Genomic DNA, 14,899 nt, shown 5'->3' with positions numbered 1-14,899 from the left:
ACTCGGCGTCGTTCGCGGCGCCCCGATCACTTCCCCGCCCCGAGGGTGATGCCCTCGATGATTCGGCGCCACAACCACAGGTAAAGAGCCAGCATGGGCAGGACGAGAATGCACACGCCGGCGAACAGCCCACCGTAGTCGGCACCCGAGAACTGCATGCTCGACAAGAAGTTGAGCAGCGCCAAGGAAACCGTGTACTTGTCCACGGCCTGCAGAAAGACAATGCCGAGCAGTGTCTCGTTCCACATCGAGATGATGTTCAGAATCAAGACGGTTATCAGGCCCGAGCGAGCCAGGGGAAGCATGACTTGCCAGAAGGACCTGAACGGAGAGGCCCCGTCGATCGCGGCTGCCTCCTCGATCTCACGCGGCAGAGTGCGCATGAATCCAGTCAGCAGGAACACGGTGAAAGGCACGTGCGTCGCGGTGTAGATGATGAAGAGACCCAGGAGGCTGTTGACCAGATCGACTCTCGACATCATCTCGAACAGCGGGATGACGGTCACCTGTGCCGGGATGCCGAGCCCGAGCGCGAAGAACACACTGAGCGGCCCGGCGGAGCGGGTACGGATGCGGCTGAGCACGTATGCGGCGGGGGCGGAGACCGCCAGAGTACAGACAGAAGCCCCTAGCGCGAGCCCGGCCGTGTTGAGTGTGGCACGGGCAAAGCCGCTCTCGTTCCACGCGTTCTCCCAGTTGGCCAGGTGAAGCGAGCTTGGAATCCCCCAGGGCGCGCTGAAGATGTCAGTGGTGGTCTTGAACGATGACAAGATCAAGAACGCGAAAACCAGCAGGTTGAAGGTGACGAAGGCCCAGACCAGGACGCGGCCGAGAGCGCGGAGTGGGTCGGCCCCCGCCTTGCTGACGAGCGGGGATTTTCCACCGGAAGGAGGTCGGTCATGGCCCTCGCGTACAACGGCGGGATCGCTACGCGGCTGCAATACGCCGGCCTGCGCACCTGGGTTCTCAAAATTCAATGGAATCCCTCCGGAGCAGGCGCCTCAGAACGACGATCAGGACGGTGAACAGCACCAGCATGAGGATGGCTGACGCTGATGCGTAACCGAAGAGGTACGACGGGCTCCTCCCGCCGAACGACTCGCCGTAGACGAAGAGCGCCGAGTTCCACACAGCCGGCGGTGGCAGATCATTGGTCGTTCCGCCGAAGGCGTAGATGAATTCGAAGATCTTCAGCGAACTGATCGTCCAGAAGATGGCGGCGACCGATATCACGTCCCACGACAGCGGCAACGTGACGAACCGTAGCCGCTGATATGCGTTTGCCCCGGCCAGCAGCGCGTCCTCGTAAAAGTACCGCGGAATACGGTCAACGGCCGCCAGGATGATCGTGACGTAGAGGCCGGTAGAGATCCAGACCGTGCCGATGAGGATCATCGAGAAGAGATTGTCGGAGTTCAACCAGGGGATCGGCTCCGCCCCGAACATCTTGGACAGGATGGTGTTGACCGTACCGTTGTGCTCGAAGATGAACCCCCACACGATCGACAGGACGATGGCGGACACAATGTGGGGAAAGAAGAGCACTGAACGGATGAACGACCGCCCACGCATCTCGCGAACGATCATGGTCAGCACGAAGCTGATGGCGAAGATGGCGGCGCCGGCCACGACCAGGATGATGAGGGTGTTGACCAGCGCAGTGAGGAAGGTGGGGTCGCCGAAAAGCGCGGAATAGTTGCCGAGGCCGTTCCACCGCATCTCGCTTATGCCGTCCCACCTGTGAAAGCTGATCCACAGCGCGGCGAGGGTCGGCCCGATGACGAAGGCCAGGTACAACACGAGCGCGGGAACGACGAAGGGCAGGAACAACCGTCGGCGCGACCGATCGAAGGCCCCCGTGCTCCGGGGTGAGCCACGCCAACGGCGCGGCTCACCTGCGGGAGGTGTCGCGAGCGTCATGAGCCCTGTCCCGCCCAGAAGTCGCGCTGACCGGTAGTGATCTGGTCGATGAACTCGTCCGGTGTGATTTTGCCGGTCATGAGCTTGAGATTCAGCGGCTGAAAGACCTTCTTGTCGAAGTCCGAGAAGTCTCCGAGAACTCCGTCAGTGATCTTGCTCAGGTTCTTCTCCTGCAGAAGGGCGTTGACGTCCGCCAACTGCTTGGGAACCTCGACATCCGGTCGGGGGGTCAGGTTGTTCGCCTCACTGGATATCTTGGACAGCCGTTCCTTGTGGAGAAAGTGGGCGATGAACTTCTGCGCCGCCTCGGCGTGGCCCGCCGACTTCGGGACAGCGAACCCGATGACGCTCGCCGGCAATGAGTCGTCATTTCCGAGCGTCGGGAAGTTGAACGACCGGTACTCGAACCCGGGTGCCGCCAGCGTGTCGGTCTCAGTCGGAGCCCAACTCCCCATGTAGAGGAAGTCCGCCTGATTCTGCGCCCACTTCGTCTGGATGGCGGGGAACTTGCTGCTGTCGTATCCCGGTATGAAATAACCTTGCTTCGCGAGGTTGGCGATGGCGGCGAGCGCGTTGCGGACGTTGGCGTCGTCCCAGCCGCTTGCCTGCTTGTCCGACACAAGTTTGTGGAAGCCGCCTGTGCCGAGCGTTCGGGCCAGTGCCGTCGCCGTCCAGAACTCCGCGTACCCGGCGATGTCCCCGTCAAGGGCGATCGGGTTGCGGCCGGACGCCTTTGAGTTGGCGAGGACGTCTGTGAACTCCTGCCACGTCTTCGGCGGGTTGCTCGCGACGTCGGGCAAGGCCTTGGCGTTATACCAGATCGAGTATCCGATCACCTCGTACGGGATCAAGAACTGGGCGCCGTCGGCCGTGGTCGTGAACTGGTCGTATTTTTTCGGGATCACCTGGCGGACGGTCTTGTTTTCGCCAGGTATTTCCATGTTGTGTACGTCACTCAGGTCCTTGAACTGATCATTCTTGACGATCGCGTTGCTGACCGTGAAGTACTGCTGATCGATGAGGTCGGGGACGTCGTCGGTGCGCAGCGCCGCCAGGAGCTTCGTGACATTGTCGCGCCCCTGCCACTCGACCTTCACCTTGATGCCGGACTTCTTCTCGAAGTCCGCGAGCGCCTTCGCCAGGACTTTGGCCTGCGGCTCTTTCTCCTGCCACATCGACCAATAGGTGAACTCCTGAGCGGAGTCGTCCCCCGAGTCGTCGGTGGAACAGGCTGAACCGAACAGTCCAAGTGTGACGGTGAGTATGAGGGCGGCAGCTCTCTTGCGGCGGCGCCGGTATCGCATCTGCATGGGCGCATCCCTTCAACGCGTCCCATTCAGCGGGACAGCGAACCGTTTCCCGAGGGGGTCGAAGCTAGGCGGTGCTTGCGGCCCGTGTCAACGGGCCCGTCCAAGATGCCGGTCGAACGCCACCTTCTGTTCACAATGCCGTCATTGATGGCAGCCCACGGCGCATGATTGACTCGACCTCGGTGCCGCCTATAATGGTCCACCGTCCCATAAAGCGGGACAACCAAATGAGGATCGAGGGTGTCTAGTGGTGGAGTCTGGACCACGATCGTCGGCCGGGATCGTTCCTGCTACAGCACATGAACGCGCCGTGCCCGCTCACGACCTCGCCGGCCACACAGTCCTTGTCACTGGGGCGTCCGGCCCCGGAATCGGTTCCGGGGTGTGTGACGCGCTCCATGCAGCAGGGGCGCGACTCGTCATCAACGACTTGGTCGATGAGCACGTGTGGAGAACGGTGCGCCGCTACCCCGGCGCGGTGGGTGTGGTCGGGGACGTCTCGCGACCGGATGACGTGGCGCGGATATTCGACGAGGCGATCGACAGCGCCGGACCCCTGACCGGACTCGTCAACAATGCCGGCGTCGGGCTCATCGCACCGATGCTCGACGCGAGCCAAGCCGAGTTCGACCGCATCGTCGACATCGACTTCCGGGGTGTCTGGCTGATGAGCCAGGCCTTCGCCCGGTCAGCGGTGGCGCACGGTCGGCCGGGCGCCATCGTCAACATCTCGTCGGTCCACGCCGAGAAGACGATCGGCCAGTACGCCATTTACGCCAGCGCCAAGGCCGCGGTGGAGGGGCTGACCCGCGCCTGCGCCGTCGAGTTCGGATCGATCGGCGTGCGCTGCAACGCCATAGCGCCGGGATATGTCCCGATCAACCAGGAGCTGGTGCCGCCCGGCTATCCGGCGCACGACGCCTCATGGATTGCCGCGCACACGAACAGCGAGCAGGTGCTCCAGAGGTTGATCGAGCCGATCGACTGTGGCTGGGCAGTGCAGTTTCTTCTGTCGGAGCGGAGCCGGTGCATCACGGGCCAGGTGATCACCATTGATGCCGGGCTCACCGCCCGGCTCTACAACGGCGAGATGAGTGCTCGCATCTATGCCGATCGAAAACGGCAGGCGGCGCTACGTGCGGAAGGCCCGGACGCGCGATGAACCCCATGGAGATTTCACGGATCCGCGCGACCGAGGTCGTCGTGCCCGCGCATCCAGGAGTCATCGAGTCACCATCCCTGCACCGCCCGCTGCACAACAAGCCGTGGAAGGGTGCCGCGAGCTGGTCCGTCCAGTTCGACGAGATGCCCAAGGTCATCCTCGAACTCGAGCTGCGAGACGGGACTGTGGGCCTCGGCGAGCTGTACCGCGCGCACGACTGGGAGTCCGTGGACGCGCTGGCCACCGCGCTGGTGGGTCTGGATCTGCGGTCAGTGAGCATGCAGGACGTGCCGCTTCCTCGCGTCCACGAGTTCGACGGCTTCGAGATGGCCGTCTGGGATGCCTTCGCGCGATCGCTCGGCCTGAGGGTTGTCGACCTGCTCGGCGGGCCGCTGCGCGACCGGGTCGCGGTGAGCGCGTGGTCGAGCCACCGCACGGTGGAGGACGTTGGCGATCTGGTCCACTCCTTTGCGTCCGCGGGCTTCACGACCGTCAAGTTCAAATGCTCGCTCGAGGACGACGTCGTGGCGTGGTGCAGAGCCATCGCCGAACGGGCACCCGCCATGTCAGTCGTCCTCGATCCCAACGGCCGCTTCGAACACCTCGCCGAAGCGCGCGCCATCGGGCTGGCCCTCGCCGAGATAGGCAATGTCGCCTGCCTTGAGGATCCGATCCCGCATTGGATGCTCGACGAGTGGTCACGGTTGCGATCCGTCGTCCCGATACCGCTGGCACGCCACATATCGCTCGCCTATCCGCAGTTTTCCGACCGCGGCAGTGAAGCCGTCGCGGTACTCCATCACGGCACCGCGGACATGTTCAACATCACCGCGGGGTTGAGCGATTTCCGTCGCCTCGACCATGCCGTGGATCTGTTCAACATGCCGACATGGCATGGATCGCAGGTCGACCTCGGTATCGCGGAAGCCGCCTATCTCCACTCCTGCGCCGCCGCACGAACATGCGTGCAGCCCAGTGACATCTTCGGACGCCTGATCCGGTCCCACGACCTTCTCCGCCAACCACTACGGATCGAGCCCCCTTACGCGTTTCTTCCAGACGGAGTCGGTCTCGGCGTCCAGTTGGACGAGCAGGCCCGCGTCGAGTTCCGGACAGTCGAGAAGGAGTACCTGCCGCAGTGAGCCCAGAGAATCCATTCCCAGCAGATCCGGATCGCGCCGCGATCTGGACGATGCTCGTCGACCGCGACATCAGCGCGTACGTCCGCAACGAGTGGACCGAGGTCGAGGCCGACTATGTCAGCTCGTCGGAATTCGTGTCCATCGATGCCAGGAGGACGTCGAATCCCGATTCTTGGAGAGTCGGGCAGAATCTCGCGGCCTACCGTGACTCATGGTTGGCGGGCAGCGCGGAACTGAGCGCGGCCGTTTCGGCTGACAAGTTGGAGGCCGGGTTGCGGGAGGCCACGACGCTCCGGGACATCGAAATTCACGAGGGAGACGCTGTCGCGCACAAGAAGTTCGACGGGACGATCTGCCGTCGCGACGGTGGACTGGTGCACCTCAACTGGCAGACCCTCTACCTTTGCCGGCAGGACGCCGGTCGCTGGCGCATCAGGGGGTTCATCGGCCATCTGCCGAACCCGATGGGAGACAGGTCCGTCGCGTCCCACGCGAAGGAACTCCCCGCCAATGCCACTCAACATGTCACTGCCGGGCCTTACTCCCCGGTCCTGACCGTGCGCGCGGACCGCTTGGTAGTAGTGTCCGGCCAGGCCGCGATTGTGCCGGACGGCTCGATTGTTGGGGATGACATAGAAGAGCAGACTCATCTCACTCTCCAGAACTGTCGACGTCAACTGGCGTCTGCTGGATGCACGCTCTCTGACGTCGTGAAGGTGAACGCCTATCTCACCGACATGGCGACCTGGGAACGTTTCAACTCGGTCTACCAGTCGTACATGCCGGAACCCTGCCCCGTGCGCACAGTGGTCGGAGCGGCCCTGCTCGACGGACTTCTCGTCGAAGTGGAAATGTGGGCGGTCGCGCGATGAGAGCCACCTCATGACGTATTGGGAACAGATGACCTCGGCACGACTCGCCACGGTCGACAGATCCCTGCCCGTCATACTCCCGCTCGGTGCGGTCGAGCAGCACGGACCACACCTACCGCTGGCGACGGACCGTATCCTTGTCGACCACTTCTGTCAGGAAATTGACCGACACCTCGGTGACGACGTGCTGATCCTGCCCACCATCTCGGTCGGCTACTCCAAGCACCACGACGACTTTCCCGGCACCTTGTCCCTGGCGCACGAAACACTGCTGCACCAGATCGTGCAGACCGCCGACTCAGCTTTGCGGCACGGCATGGCCAGCCTGCTGATACTCAACGCCCACGGTGGCAACGAAGGCATCGCCCAGGTAGCCCTGGAACAGCTCGGGTACAGTCGGCCCGAATGCAAGATCGTCCGGACGGCGTGGTGGCAAATCGCTTCCGAGGCCCTGCTGGCGATCAGTACGAGCGGCCCAGGCGGTGTCGGTCATGCATGCGAACTCGAAACCTCGCTGCTGTTGGCCATCGCCCCCCAACTTGTTGACGTGTCCGCCATACCGCCTCGCGAGAACGAGAGCTGGTTCAGTTGGGACACCGCCGACATGCTCCGCTCGGGGAGCGCCAGCATCTACCGCCGATTTGCCGACGTCTCGTCCACGGGCGTGTTCGGCGACCCCCAGGCCGCCTCCGCCGAAAAGGGGCAGCAGATCAGCGAAATCGTCACACAGCGCCTCGTAGACCTCGTCCGATCCATGACGGCCCGGTGAGAGCAGATGTCATCCCTGAAGACTTCCGGCCACCGCTGACGAGAGGAACCTCGTGCGAGGCGACAACGAGCGCAGGCGTCCAGGCCGGACCGTGCAACCCAGCGCGCGCCGGGGAGCGTACCGGGCCGTGATCTGCGACCTCGACGGCACCGTGTATCGAGCAGGTCGGCCGCTACCAGGGGCCGTCGAGGCCTTGGGGCGGATGCGCGCAGCGAACGTGCCAGTTCTCTTCGTCTCCAACAACCCGACCCGCTCCTCGGCCTCCTATGCCGAACGACTGCGGACACTGGGCGTGGCTGCAGAGCCGGAAGACGTGCTGACCTCTGGTGGCGTTGTCATTGATTGGCTCTTGGCCGAGGCGGCGGGCGCACAGGTCCTGTTGGTCGGCGAACCGAGCCTGCACGCCGAATTCGCCGGACACGGCATCGGTCTCGTCGACAGCGGCCGCGACGCTGATGTGGTCGTGGCTTCGTTCGACCGTACCTTCGACTATCGCAAGTGGATGGAGGCGTTCTGCGCGCTGCGGGCCGGAGCCCGGTTCGTCGCCACGAACCCCGACCCGACCTGTCCCGTCGACGAGGGGGAGGTCCCAGATTGCGGGGGAATCATTGCCGCTCTCGAGGTCAGCGTCGGACGCCGGGTCGAGGTCGTCGTGGGCAAGCCGTCGGCCATGATGGCGCACGCCGCACTCAATCGGCTACAAGCCGCCGCCCATGAGGTACTCGTCGTTGGGGACCGGCTCGAAACAGACGTTCGTCTGGGCACGCGCAACGGCCTGGACACAGCGCTCGTCCTGACTGGTGTGACCGATCCAACCGACCTTCACACGGCACTCGACCAGCCAACCCTCGTCCTAGACGACCTCACGGCGCTGCCGTCCCTAGTGGGGCTCGCCGAACCAGAAGCCGGCTGAGCATCCTCGACGCGAGCCGCGCGACCGGGCGGCGAGATCAGAAGGATCGCCTGCGGTGCGTCCAGGTCGGCCCGCCGCAGATGCGCGAGATCACCGAGAACGCCAGCGTCTCTCTGTCCCTTCTGGTACGCGCCCGGCTCACGGCCACCGACGTCAAGCGGCGCGAGGGGAGAGCGGGTCCTGGTCGCCGCCGTCACGGGAGGCCCGCGGCGTCGTCGTCAGTGAGCCAGCCGGCCCGTGTGGCGAGGACGCCGGCCTGGAAACGGCTCTTGGCGTTGAGGCGGGCCATCAGGTCGGCGGCCAGGCGGCGTTCGGTGCGGAGCGATATACCGAGCTTGCGGGCGCACACCTCGTCGGTGTTGCCATCGGCCATAAGCCTGAGCAGGGAAAGCTCCTGGCGGCTGATGCCGTCGTGCTCGCGTTGGGGGGCGACGCCGATCGGGGTGGCACCCTCCCAGAGTTTTTCGAAAAGCGCGCACATGGCGGTGATCACACTGCTCTGGCGCAACGCCATGGCCCCCATGGACGTGTCGTTGATCTGCACCGGAAGCAGCGCGACCCGCCGATCGAAGATGATCATCCGGAGCGGGACCACGGGAGTGGTGCGGATCGACGCTCCCTCTTCGGTCAGCCAGTTGACGTAGGCGAGGGTGGCGGGGTCGTTGGACAGGCTCTCCAGGTAGATCGAGCGCATCCGCACGCCGCGGGCCAGGACCGCCTGGTCCTGGGGCCTGCTGGCTTCCATGTTCTCCCTGGTCTGCGGTCCGCCGTCCACGAACGCCATCACGTCGGACACGCATTCACGCCCCATGACCTCGATGTGCGTCCTGACGTCGTCCAGGCCTGAGAGGTATTTGATCTCGGCCCGTCCGGGGGCGCCGTTACGCCCGTTGTACTCCGCGATCAGGTCGTTCACCGCTGCGCGGCCGGCGGCGATCGCCTGCTGACGCTGAAGCAGCTCGGCCTCGCGGCTGGCGAGCAGCGAGGTGAGGCTGATCTCGGGGTCCACCAGGTGCAGGTGGCCCGGCCGTTCCCAGGACGGCTGGATCAGCCCGAGCCGAGTCAGCTCGCCGAGGGCATCGTGCACGTGCCCGGGTGGCAGTTGGATGCGCATGGCGAGCTCCTCCACCTGCAGCCCTGGCTCGCGCATAATGACGCGATAAAGGGACTCGGCGTCGACGCTGAGTCCCAGCGTGGCGAAAAATCCTCGTGTCATAGGTTCACTATGGCCAAGGAACGACGACAGTGAGGGCCGCACGAAACCCGTTGCGGACACGTCCGTAATGGAGGCCGGCCGGCGGGCCGCCGTAACACCTCCCGCGGGGCATCAAGGTGCCAGGGCAGCATGGTGCCAGCCAGAAACGATGACACCTAGGGACAGCTGCCCGAAACTCTTCCCTGTCGGTTTTCCGTACACGTGATACTGCGAGGAGTCCTGACCCATGAAGGGAGCCATCCTGTCGCTCGCGGCCGCCGCACTCGTCGGCCTGGCGCATGGGGCCGTCTCCATGAGCGCGAGCGACCAGGGCACGGTCGCGCAGCCGCCCGTTGGCTGCATACCGGACACCGACTGCGGCCCCGGCAACCTCGGCTGGCAGGACCGGACCGAGCCATGATGGGCCCCATCGTGAGTTGAGGGCCATACCGCCTCGAATGCGAAAGGTTCTACAGGCTGCACATGAGAGTCGAACTGTTCCGGAGACTGATCTCTTTCGCCGGCGCGCTGGCGCTCGGCTCCGGCCTCGTAGCGGCTGCATCGGCTCCGGCCTCGGCGGCCGTGTGTTCCGGCACCCACCTGGACAACTGGTCTATCACCGGCGGATACATCGCCGTCTACTACAACTCCTCCACCGGGAGGAACTGCGCGATGACCTACACGAACAAACCCGGCAAAGCACAGTACATCATGGCTTTCATCTCCACCTCGGGCGCCTCCGACAGGGACGCCGACACCTACACCACCTACGCCGGTCCGGTCAGCGTGTACGCCAAGGGCAAGTGCATCAGCTTCCAGGGCCAAGTCGGCAGGAACAACCCGGCTGAGGGCGTCACCGACGTCTACTGCGGCTAGGGGCTGCTTCTCGGATCGGCTGACTAGTTGTGGTGATCCTGTCACGATGAGTGTATGGGTCGTGGTGACTTAACGAACGCCGAGTGGAGCGGCTGAGGCTGCTGCTGCCCGAGCGCGGACTGCGAGGTGGGCGTTGGAATGACCACCGGCAGACGATCAATGGCGTGTTGTACCGGGCTCGGACGGGGCTGTCGTGGCGGGACCTGCCCGAACGGTTCGGTTCCTGGGTCACGGTTCACAAGCGGCACCGCCGCTGGTCAGCCGATGGCACCTGGCAGCGGTTGCTGACCGCGATCCAGGCCGAGCAAGACGCCGAGGGCCGCTTGGACTGGGACATCGCCGTGGACTCCACCACCGTGCGGGCGCATCAGCATGCGGCCGGCGCGCGCCGGGAAGTCAGGCGCAGAAGGAGCCGCCCGGTGGGGTGCACAGCGAGCCGGCCGATCAGGGGTGGCCCGCCTGGGCGGCGGTCGTCCACGGACCCGCCCGGACCGGGTGCTGTCCGACAAGGCCTACACCATCAAGGGCAACCGAGGCTACCTGCGCAGACGATGGATCAAGGCGTGCATTCCGAGCAAAGCCGACCAGGACGCCCACCGGCGCGCGAAGGGGTCGAAGGGAGGGCGCCCGTCCGCTACGAAGCCGTTGTCACCATCGCAGCGATCAACGAGTGGCTCAACGCCTTATGAAACACGGTCCAAGCCTGAAACGCCGATTGGATGCCGTTCACCCCAGAGTTCAGCTCGTCGAAACCTGAGGCGCGATCGCGCTGGGTGGAGCCCGGCCGTCCGCGACGAGATTGATACCTTCATCGGCGCATTCGCGGCGACCGATCTGCCTGGTGCGCGCGGTCCGCGACCTGGTCGCGGACCGCTCCGGCACCGACCATCCCTGGCGGCCGGCCCGCATCGGCGAGTCGGGGCACGCGGTTCATTTGGAAGGACGGCGCGGCCGGTTGGCGCCCGGCCGGCCATCCGTGCCGTCAGCTTGGTACGGCCGGAAGGAACCCGGGCGCTCTCACCGGCCCTGCGGCGAGTCATGGCGGCGGTCAGCCGCAGTGGACTCCGTCCTTCCTCACGTCGCCGTATCCACCGCTGCCCTTGACGGTCGCCAGCACGGTGATGCACTTGTCCCGGGCCGAGACGTAGACGGGACCCGCGTAGAACTTGAACTGGCCGCTGTCGGAGTCGGCCCATGAGGAGGCGCCGGAAGTCTTGATCCGCACCGACTTGTAGGCCTTGGAACCATAGGTGCTGCCCCGGCCGTAGGCCACCGCGCAGTTCCGCCCCTTACCGGAGTTCCAGCGGATCTCAAGGATTCCGTACTTTGAACCACCCAACTTGATGTTGTACGTGCCCACGAGTTTGTAGCCGCCGCCGCACGGGCTCGCCGCGCTCGCCGGAGCAGCGGTCCCCACCAGCCAGGCGGAGACCATGGCCACACTCGCCACGGCAGCGAGCCCATTACGAAAACGCATATGCTTTCCTTATTCTTGCTGTGGTGCCGTCATCGCGCCCGAGCCGTAGGCGAGGCGCAGATCCTTCCGGAGCCGGAGTTGTAGAAAACTGCCGGTTGCAGTCTTGATCACCCGACCGGCGCCAGTCAGCACTTGCGACTGGCAGGATGGTGCTCCGGCAACATCCTGCGAGGGACTGGTGTGCGAATTGGCCCGGTCACAGGTGTGGCGCCGGGATACGGTGACGGCCGTCTGAGCCTGGAAATCCTCTGCGACCCAGCCCGCCTCGAGCATCCGCCACACCGCGCCCTTGCGCGCCACTCGCACTCCCTGGCGAGCCGGAGCCCGTGCGATGCCGAGCCCGATGCCTTGCGCGCCCCCGGTGATGTAGGCCGTCGCGCCGGACGGGTTCTCCATGTCTCGCATCGCCACGTCTGCGCCATCCGCACGACTATCTCCCGCAGCACATCGGGCCACGCCGTGGCGAGGGTCTCGTCGAACCACTCGCCCTCAGCAGGGAGAATGTCCATAGCGGCCACTTGTCGCCGATGTCGCGCGCTGACCACGCCCGCCGTTCCGGTCGTCACGTCGTCTCCATAGCCCCCGCGCGAAGCCGGCTAGCGTTGCGGGCGCCGGCCCAGCTTGTCGGTCCAGCCGAACTCCTCGAAGGTCACCCGCGCCGTGTCCTCGCCCTTCTCGGCCACCGCGTACTCCAGCAGCTCGGCCGTGTCCTTGTCGACGATCAGCTGGAACTCGTGCCCGTCGTCGCTCTTGACCGCCAGGCTGACCCCCTTACGCCCGGCGGCGTCCTCGACCTCGCCGCTGGAGATGATGTCGGGCTGGTCGGCGAGGATCCGGAAGAGTGCCGCCCGGGTGCCGGGAGTGGTCGGCGCGGTCATCAGATCGACGGTGGTCTGCCACAGGTAGAGGTCGAACTCCTTGTGGGGGTCCGGCAGCTTCGCGAACTGGGCGCGCAGGCGGCCGGCCAGCGCCTTCTTCGACCTGGGCAGTTCGCCGACGTTCTGCATGGTGATGTCCATGTTGGAGATCGACAGCGGCCGCGGAAGGTTGTCGTCGACGCTCCTGGGCCTGTCCTCCAACAACTTCGGCGAGCCCTGCTCCTTCCACTTGGCCTCGTCCTGCGGCGAGGGGAAACCGACCTCGCGGTCCGCACTCTTCACACGGTGGGTGCCGCCCGTCCGCTTCGGCCGCCACCGCTCCTCGGACTCGACGATGTACGCCTTGTACGGCGGCCCGTCGGGATAGATGCTCTTCCGCAGCTGCTCCAGCTTCTCGTTGTACTTCTCGTTGATCGCCACCAGCTCGTCGTCCTCCGCGCCGGTCCTGTCGACCTCCGCCTGCTCCTGGCGCTGGAGCTTGCGCACCCCGGTCCAGAACCTCTCGGGCCAGTGGAAGGTGGGATGCGTCGTACGCCGGCGGACGTACCAGTAGTCGCCGGACGTGGCCGTCCCGCGCAGCGCGGTGTCCGCGGCGGCGAGCAGGAACGATCGGGCGTCGACCCGCGTGGCCGGCGACGCCCCTGTGCCGCCGGTCGTACTCCGCGGGGCGCTCGAAGGGTCCGCCGCGACCGGCGGGGTGTCACCATCGGGCGCGCCGGACAGCACGCCTGTGGAGACGACGACCGCCCCGGCGGCGACCGCGCCGGTGGCCAGGAGGACCATGGGACGGCGAGCCAGGAAAGCCCTCCATGGGGGTGTCGGGTGCCGGGTGCTGCGAAACGTTCGGGCGAGATCCTCGCGGCGGCGTCGCCGGTAGCTCGCCTCGGCGAGTTCGTCCAGCTCATCGGGCCTGAGCTGAGCGAACGTACGATCGGTCATGTCTTCCCCCTACGGGTGGATCCTGCGGACGTCAGCTCTCCTCGGCGAACCGGCCGCGCGCCCCTCGCACCGGTCGTCGCGCGGTTCCCGCTTCCTGGCGCAGCCTGCCGTTGAGCCGCTTGCGCGCCCGGTGCAGCCGGACGTTGAACGCTCGCACCGAGCAGCCCAGGACCGTCGCGGCCTGTTCGGGCGTCAGGCCGTACCAGGTGGCCAGGATCATCGCCTCCACGTCCTTCTCGGGAAGGGCGCGCAAGGCGGAGACGGCCTGTTCCCGGTCCACCACGTGCTCGGCGACGTCCCAGGCGACGTGCTCCTGCTCGCTGGTCAGCACGGCGATCCGCTCAACCAGGTCCTTGCGCCGGAACCGCACCTCACGATGCTTGGCGAGCTTGTTGCGGGCCACACCGAGCAGCCACGGCAGCACCTGCTCCGGCAACTCGTCGAGCCGGCGCCAGGCCACGAGGAACGTCTCGCTGCACACGTCCTCGGCCACGCCCTGCTCGACCCGCAGCAGCACGTAGCCCAGCACGTTCCGGTAGTACCGGTCGTACAGCATGGTGAATCGCTCTTGGGGATCGTCCACACCCAGTAGTCCCGCCGGCCGCCCCTCGATTACCACCACACCCGAACTCTTCTCGCCCGTCGGGAGGGGTCGTGCCGCCGACGGCACGGCCCGGGCAGAACAACCTCCGTCATACACGGTGGCCCTGGTCCGGGGACCTCGGCGACCGTGTGTCCGGAACTGCACCGCCCGAGTAGTGACGTTTCAGCATACCCGCGTTATACCGGGTGCTGCTAGAAAGATACCGGCGTTATACCGAGCACTGCTAGAAAGCATTTACTCCATACCGTTCCTTGCTCAAGGAGTGGAATCGATGCGGAATTCAAAGGCTCGCATTCGAGGGAAGACACATGTACGTATTGATTGAATGGCTCAACGCCTGCATGCGTGGTGGTCTGATCAGCAGGACGCAGCAGGAGGTCATTCTGCTGCTCGCCGCCGGATGGACCGACGAGGCCGTCGGCAACAAGCTGGACATCTCCTCGCGCACCGTCCAGCGGCACGTGTCCCGCACCATGACTCTCGTGGGCGCGCGAAGCCGCCTCGAGCTCGGCATTCTGCTGTCCAGCCGCGCGCAGTCATGGGTGATGCGCAGGGCCCGGTCGAACCGGCAGTGTTTCGCCCTGGAACCGGCGACCGGCTGAGGGCAGGCCGACGCCGAGACGCATGGAGGGGGCCGGGCGAACGGACCGCGATGCGCCGTTCCGCCACCTCGACGGGCACGTCCGCGCGCATCGCGACGCCGGACAGCCGGTGGTCAGCGTTCGACCTCTCCGCGGATGAATTTCTCGACGTAGTCGCGGGCCTGGTCGTCGGAGTACTGCTCGGGGGGTGACTTCATGAAGTAGGAGGAGGCCGACAGGATGGGGCCGGCGATGCCGCGG

At 65.5% G+C, this 14,899-nt stretch carries 16 protein-coding genes and 2 pseudogenes; 9 read left to right on the top strand and 9 right to left on the bottom strand.

Features of this window, described 5'->3' with window-relative positions:
- Positions 1-26: 26 nt before the first annotated feature.
- From E1292_RS20965 to E1292_RS20955, 3 genes are read right to left on the bottom strand one after another with little or no spacing between them, the layout of a single operon-like run.
- The gene (locus E1292_RS20965; RefSeq protein ID WP_165974652.1) at positions 27-977 is read right to left on the bottom strand and encodes a carbohydrate ABC transporter permease; all 951 of its coding nucleotides are present in this window, start codon (positions 975-977) and stop codon (positions 27-29) included.
- Positions 967-1,920: a carbohydrate ABC transporter permease gene (locus E1292_RS20960; RefSeq protein ID WP_132596931.1), complete on the bottom strand. Its 954-nt coding sequence runs from the start codon at positions 1,918-1,920 to the stop codon at positions 967-969. Before E1292_RS20960 ends, E1292_RS20965 begins: the two co-directional genes overlap by 11 nt.
- Entirely contained in the window at positions 1,917-3,230 is a 1,314-nt protein-coding gene (locus E1292_RS20955) for an ABC transporter substrate-binding protein (RefSeq protein WP_132596930.1), read from the bottom strand. Before E1292_RS20955 ends, E1292_RS20960 begins: the two co-directional genes overlap by 4 nt.
- Before the next feature lie 247 nt (positions 3,231-3,477).
- Here E1292_RS20955 and E1292_RS20950 point away from each other — a divergent pair, with 247 nt between their 5' ends.
- The 5 genes from E1292_RS20950 to E1292_RS20930 all read left to right on the top strand — a co-directional run bounded on the left by E1292_RS20950 (position 3,478) and on the right by E1292_RS20930 (position 8,088).
- Positions 3,478-4,392, top strand: a complete 915-nt coding sequence (locus E1292_RS20950; RefSeq protein WP_132596929.1) for an SDR family NAD(P)-dependent oxidoreductase — start codon at positions 3,478-3,480, stop codon at positions 4,390-4,392.
- Positions 4,393-4,397: 5 nt separating this feature from the next.
- Positions 4,398-5,534 carry a mandelate racemase/muconate lactonizing enzyme family protein gene (locus tag E1292_RS20945; RefSeq protein WP_220446971.1) on the top strand — a complete coding sequence of 379 codons (1,137 nt, stop codon included), beginning with the start codon at positions 4,398-4,400 and terminating at the stop codon, positions 5,532-5,534.
- Positions 5,531-6,406 (top strand): RidA family protein, encoded by an 876-nt coding sequence (locus tag E1292_RS20940; RefSeq protein ID WP_132596927.1) that lies wholly within the window; start codon positions 5,531-5,533, stop codon positions 6,404-6,406. Before E1292_RS20945 ends, E1292_RS20940 begins: the two co-directional genes overlap by 4 nt.
- A gap of 10 nt (positions 6,407-6,416) precedes the next feature.
- The gene (locus tag E1292_RS20935; protein WP_132596926.1) at positions 6,417-7,175 is read left to right on the top strand and encodes a creatininase family protein; all 759 of its coding nucleotides are present in this window, start codon (positions 6,417-6,419) and stop codon (positions 7,173-7,175) included.
- 127 nt (positions 7,176-7,302) lie between these two features.
- Positions 7,303-8,088, top strand: coding sequence for an HAD-IIA family hydrolase (locus E1292_RS20930; RefSeq protein ID WP_220446970.1), 786 nt, complete (start codon positions 7,303-7,305; stop codon positions 8,086-8,088).
- 193 nt (positions 8,089-8,281) lie between these two features.
- Here the strand turns inward: E1292_RS20930 and E1292_RS20925 are convergent, their stop codons facing one another.
- A complete protein-coding gene (locus E1292_RS20925) occupies positions 8,282-9,304 on the bottom strand; it encodes a helix-turn-helix domain-containing protein (protein ID WP_132596925.1) in 1,023 nt (340 codons plus the stop codon).
- A gap of 226 nt (positions 9,305-9,530) precedes the next feature.
- Here E1292_RS20925 and E1292_RS51230 point away from each other — a divergent pair, with 226 nt between their 5' ends.
- The 3 genes and pseudogenes from E1292_RS51230 to E1292_RS20915 form a co-directional block, all read left to right on the top strand.
- Complete coding sequence (locus E1292_RS51230; RefSeq protein ID WP_165974650.1) at positions 9,531-9,704, top strand: hypothetical protein; 174 nt, start codon at positions 9,531-9,533, stop codon at positions 9,702-9,704.
- 62 nt (positions 9,705-9,766) lie between these two features.
- Complete coding sequence (locus E1292_RS20920) at positions 9,767-10,159, top strand: spore-associated protein A (RefSeq protein WP_132596924.1); 393 nt, start codon at positions 9,767-9,769, stop codon at positions 10,157-10,159.
- Between the two features lie 54 nt (positions 10,160-10,213).
- A pseudogene (locus tag E1292_RS20915) lies at positions 10,214-10,792 on the top strand (IS5 family transposase); the annotation flags it as partial.
- Between the two features lie 415 nt (positions 10,793-11,207).
- On the opposite strand, the gene E1292_RS20910 reads toward E1292_RS20915, so the two are convergent.
- From E1292_RS20910 to E1292_RS20895, 4 genes are all read right to left on the bottom strand, one after another.
- Complete coding sequence (locus tag E1292_RS20910; protein ID WP_132596923.1) at positions 11,208-11,636, bottom strand: hypothetical protein; 429 nt, start codon at positions 11,634-11,636, stop codon at positions 11,208-11,210.
- Between the two features lie 9 nt (positions 11,637-11,645).
- A complete protein-coding gene (locus E1292_RS52740) occupies positions 11,646-12,047 on the bottom strand; it encodes a Rossmann-fold NAD(P)-binding domain-containing protein (protein WP_220446968.1) in 402 nt (133 codons plus the stop codon).
- A 185-nt stretch (positions 12,048-12,232) separates the two neighbouring features.
- The gene (locus E1292_RS20900; RefSeq protein WP_132596922.1) at positions 12,233-13,453 is read right to left on the bottom strand and encodes a hypothetical protein; all 1,221 of its coding nucleotides are present in this window, start codon (positions 13,451-13,453) and stop codon (positions 12,233-12,235) included.
- Positions 13,454-13,484: 31 nt separating this feature from the next.
- Positions 13,485-14,036: an RNA polymerase sigma factor gene (locus E1292_RS20895; protein WP_132596921.1), complete on the bottom strand. Its 552-nt coding sequence runs from the start codon at positions 14,034-14,036 to the stop codon at positions 13,485-13,487.
- Positions 14,037-14,365: 329 nt separating this feature from the next.
- Here E1292_RS20895 and E1292_RS20890 point away from each other — a divergent pair, with 329 nt between their 5' ends.
- Complete coding sequence (locus E1292_RS20890; protein WP_132596920.1) at positions 14,366-14,659, top strand: helix-turn-helix domain-containing protein; 294 nt, start codon at positions 14,366-14,368, stop codon at positions 14,657-14,659.
- A 113-nt stretch (positions 14,660-14,772) separates the two neighbouring features.
- Here E1292_RS20890 and E1292_RS53890 read toward each other — a convergent pair.
- Positions 14,773-14,899: pseudogene (locus E1292_RS53890) on the bottom strand (inositol-3-phosphate synthase); the annotation flags it as partial.

Origin of the sequence: Nonomuraea deserti (assembly GCF_004348685.1) — a bacterium.
Taxonomy (GTDB): domain Bacteria; phylum Actinomycetota; class Actinomycetes; order Streptosporangiales; family Streptosporangiaceae; genus Nonomuraea; species Nonomuraea deserti.
This window is presented reverse-complemented; position numbering and strand designations above follow the sequence as displayed.

Excerpts from the sequence above, each read along its gene's own strand:
- E1292_RS20960 (WP_132596931.1), bottom strand. The coding sequence starts at position 1,920 with ATGACGCTCGCGACACCTCCCGCAGGTGAGCCGCGCCGTTGGCGTGGC.
- E1292_RS20955 (WP_132596930.1), bottom strand. The coding sequence starts at position 3,230 with ATGCAGATGCGATACCGGCGCCGCCGCAAGAGAGCTGCCGCCCTCATA.
- E1292_RS20945 (WP_220446971.1), top strand. The coding sequence starts at position 4,398 with ATGGAGATTTCACGGATCCGCGCGACCGAGGTCGTCGTGCCCGCGCAT.
- E1292_RS20935 (WP_132596926.1), top strand. The coding sequence starts at position 6,417 with ATGACGTATTGGGAACAGATGACCTCGGCACGACTCGCCACGGTCGAC.
- E1292_RS20925 (WP_132596925.1), bottom strand. The coding sequence starts at position 9,304 with ATGACACGAGGATTTTTCGCCACGCTGGGACTCAGCGTCGACGCCGAG.
- E1292_RS51230 (WP_165974650.1), top strand. The coding sequence starts at position 9,531 with ATGAAGGGAGCCATCCTGTCGCTCGCGGCCGCCGCACTCGTCGGCCTG.
- E1292_RS20920 (WP_132596924.1), top strand. The coding sequence starts at position 9,767 with ATGAGAGTCGAACTGTTCCGGAGACTGATCTCTTTCGCCGGCGCGCTG.
- E1292_RS20910 (WP_132596923.1), bottom strand. The coding sequence starts at position 11,636 with ATGCGTTTTCGTAATGGGCTCGCTGCCGTGGCGAGTGTGGCCATGGTC.
- E1292_RS20900 (WP_132596922.1), bottom strand. The coding sequence starts at position 13,453 with ATGACCGATCGTACGTTCGCTCAGCTCAGGCCCGATGAGCTGGACGAA.
- E1292_RS20890 (WP_132596920.1), top strand. The coding sequence starts at position 14,366 with ATGTACGTATTGATTGAATGGCTCAACGCCTGCATGCGTGGTGGTCTG.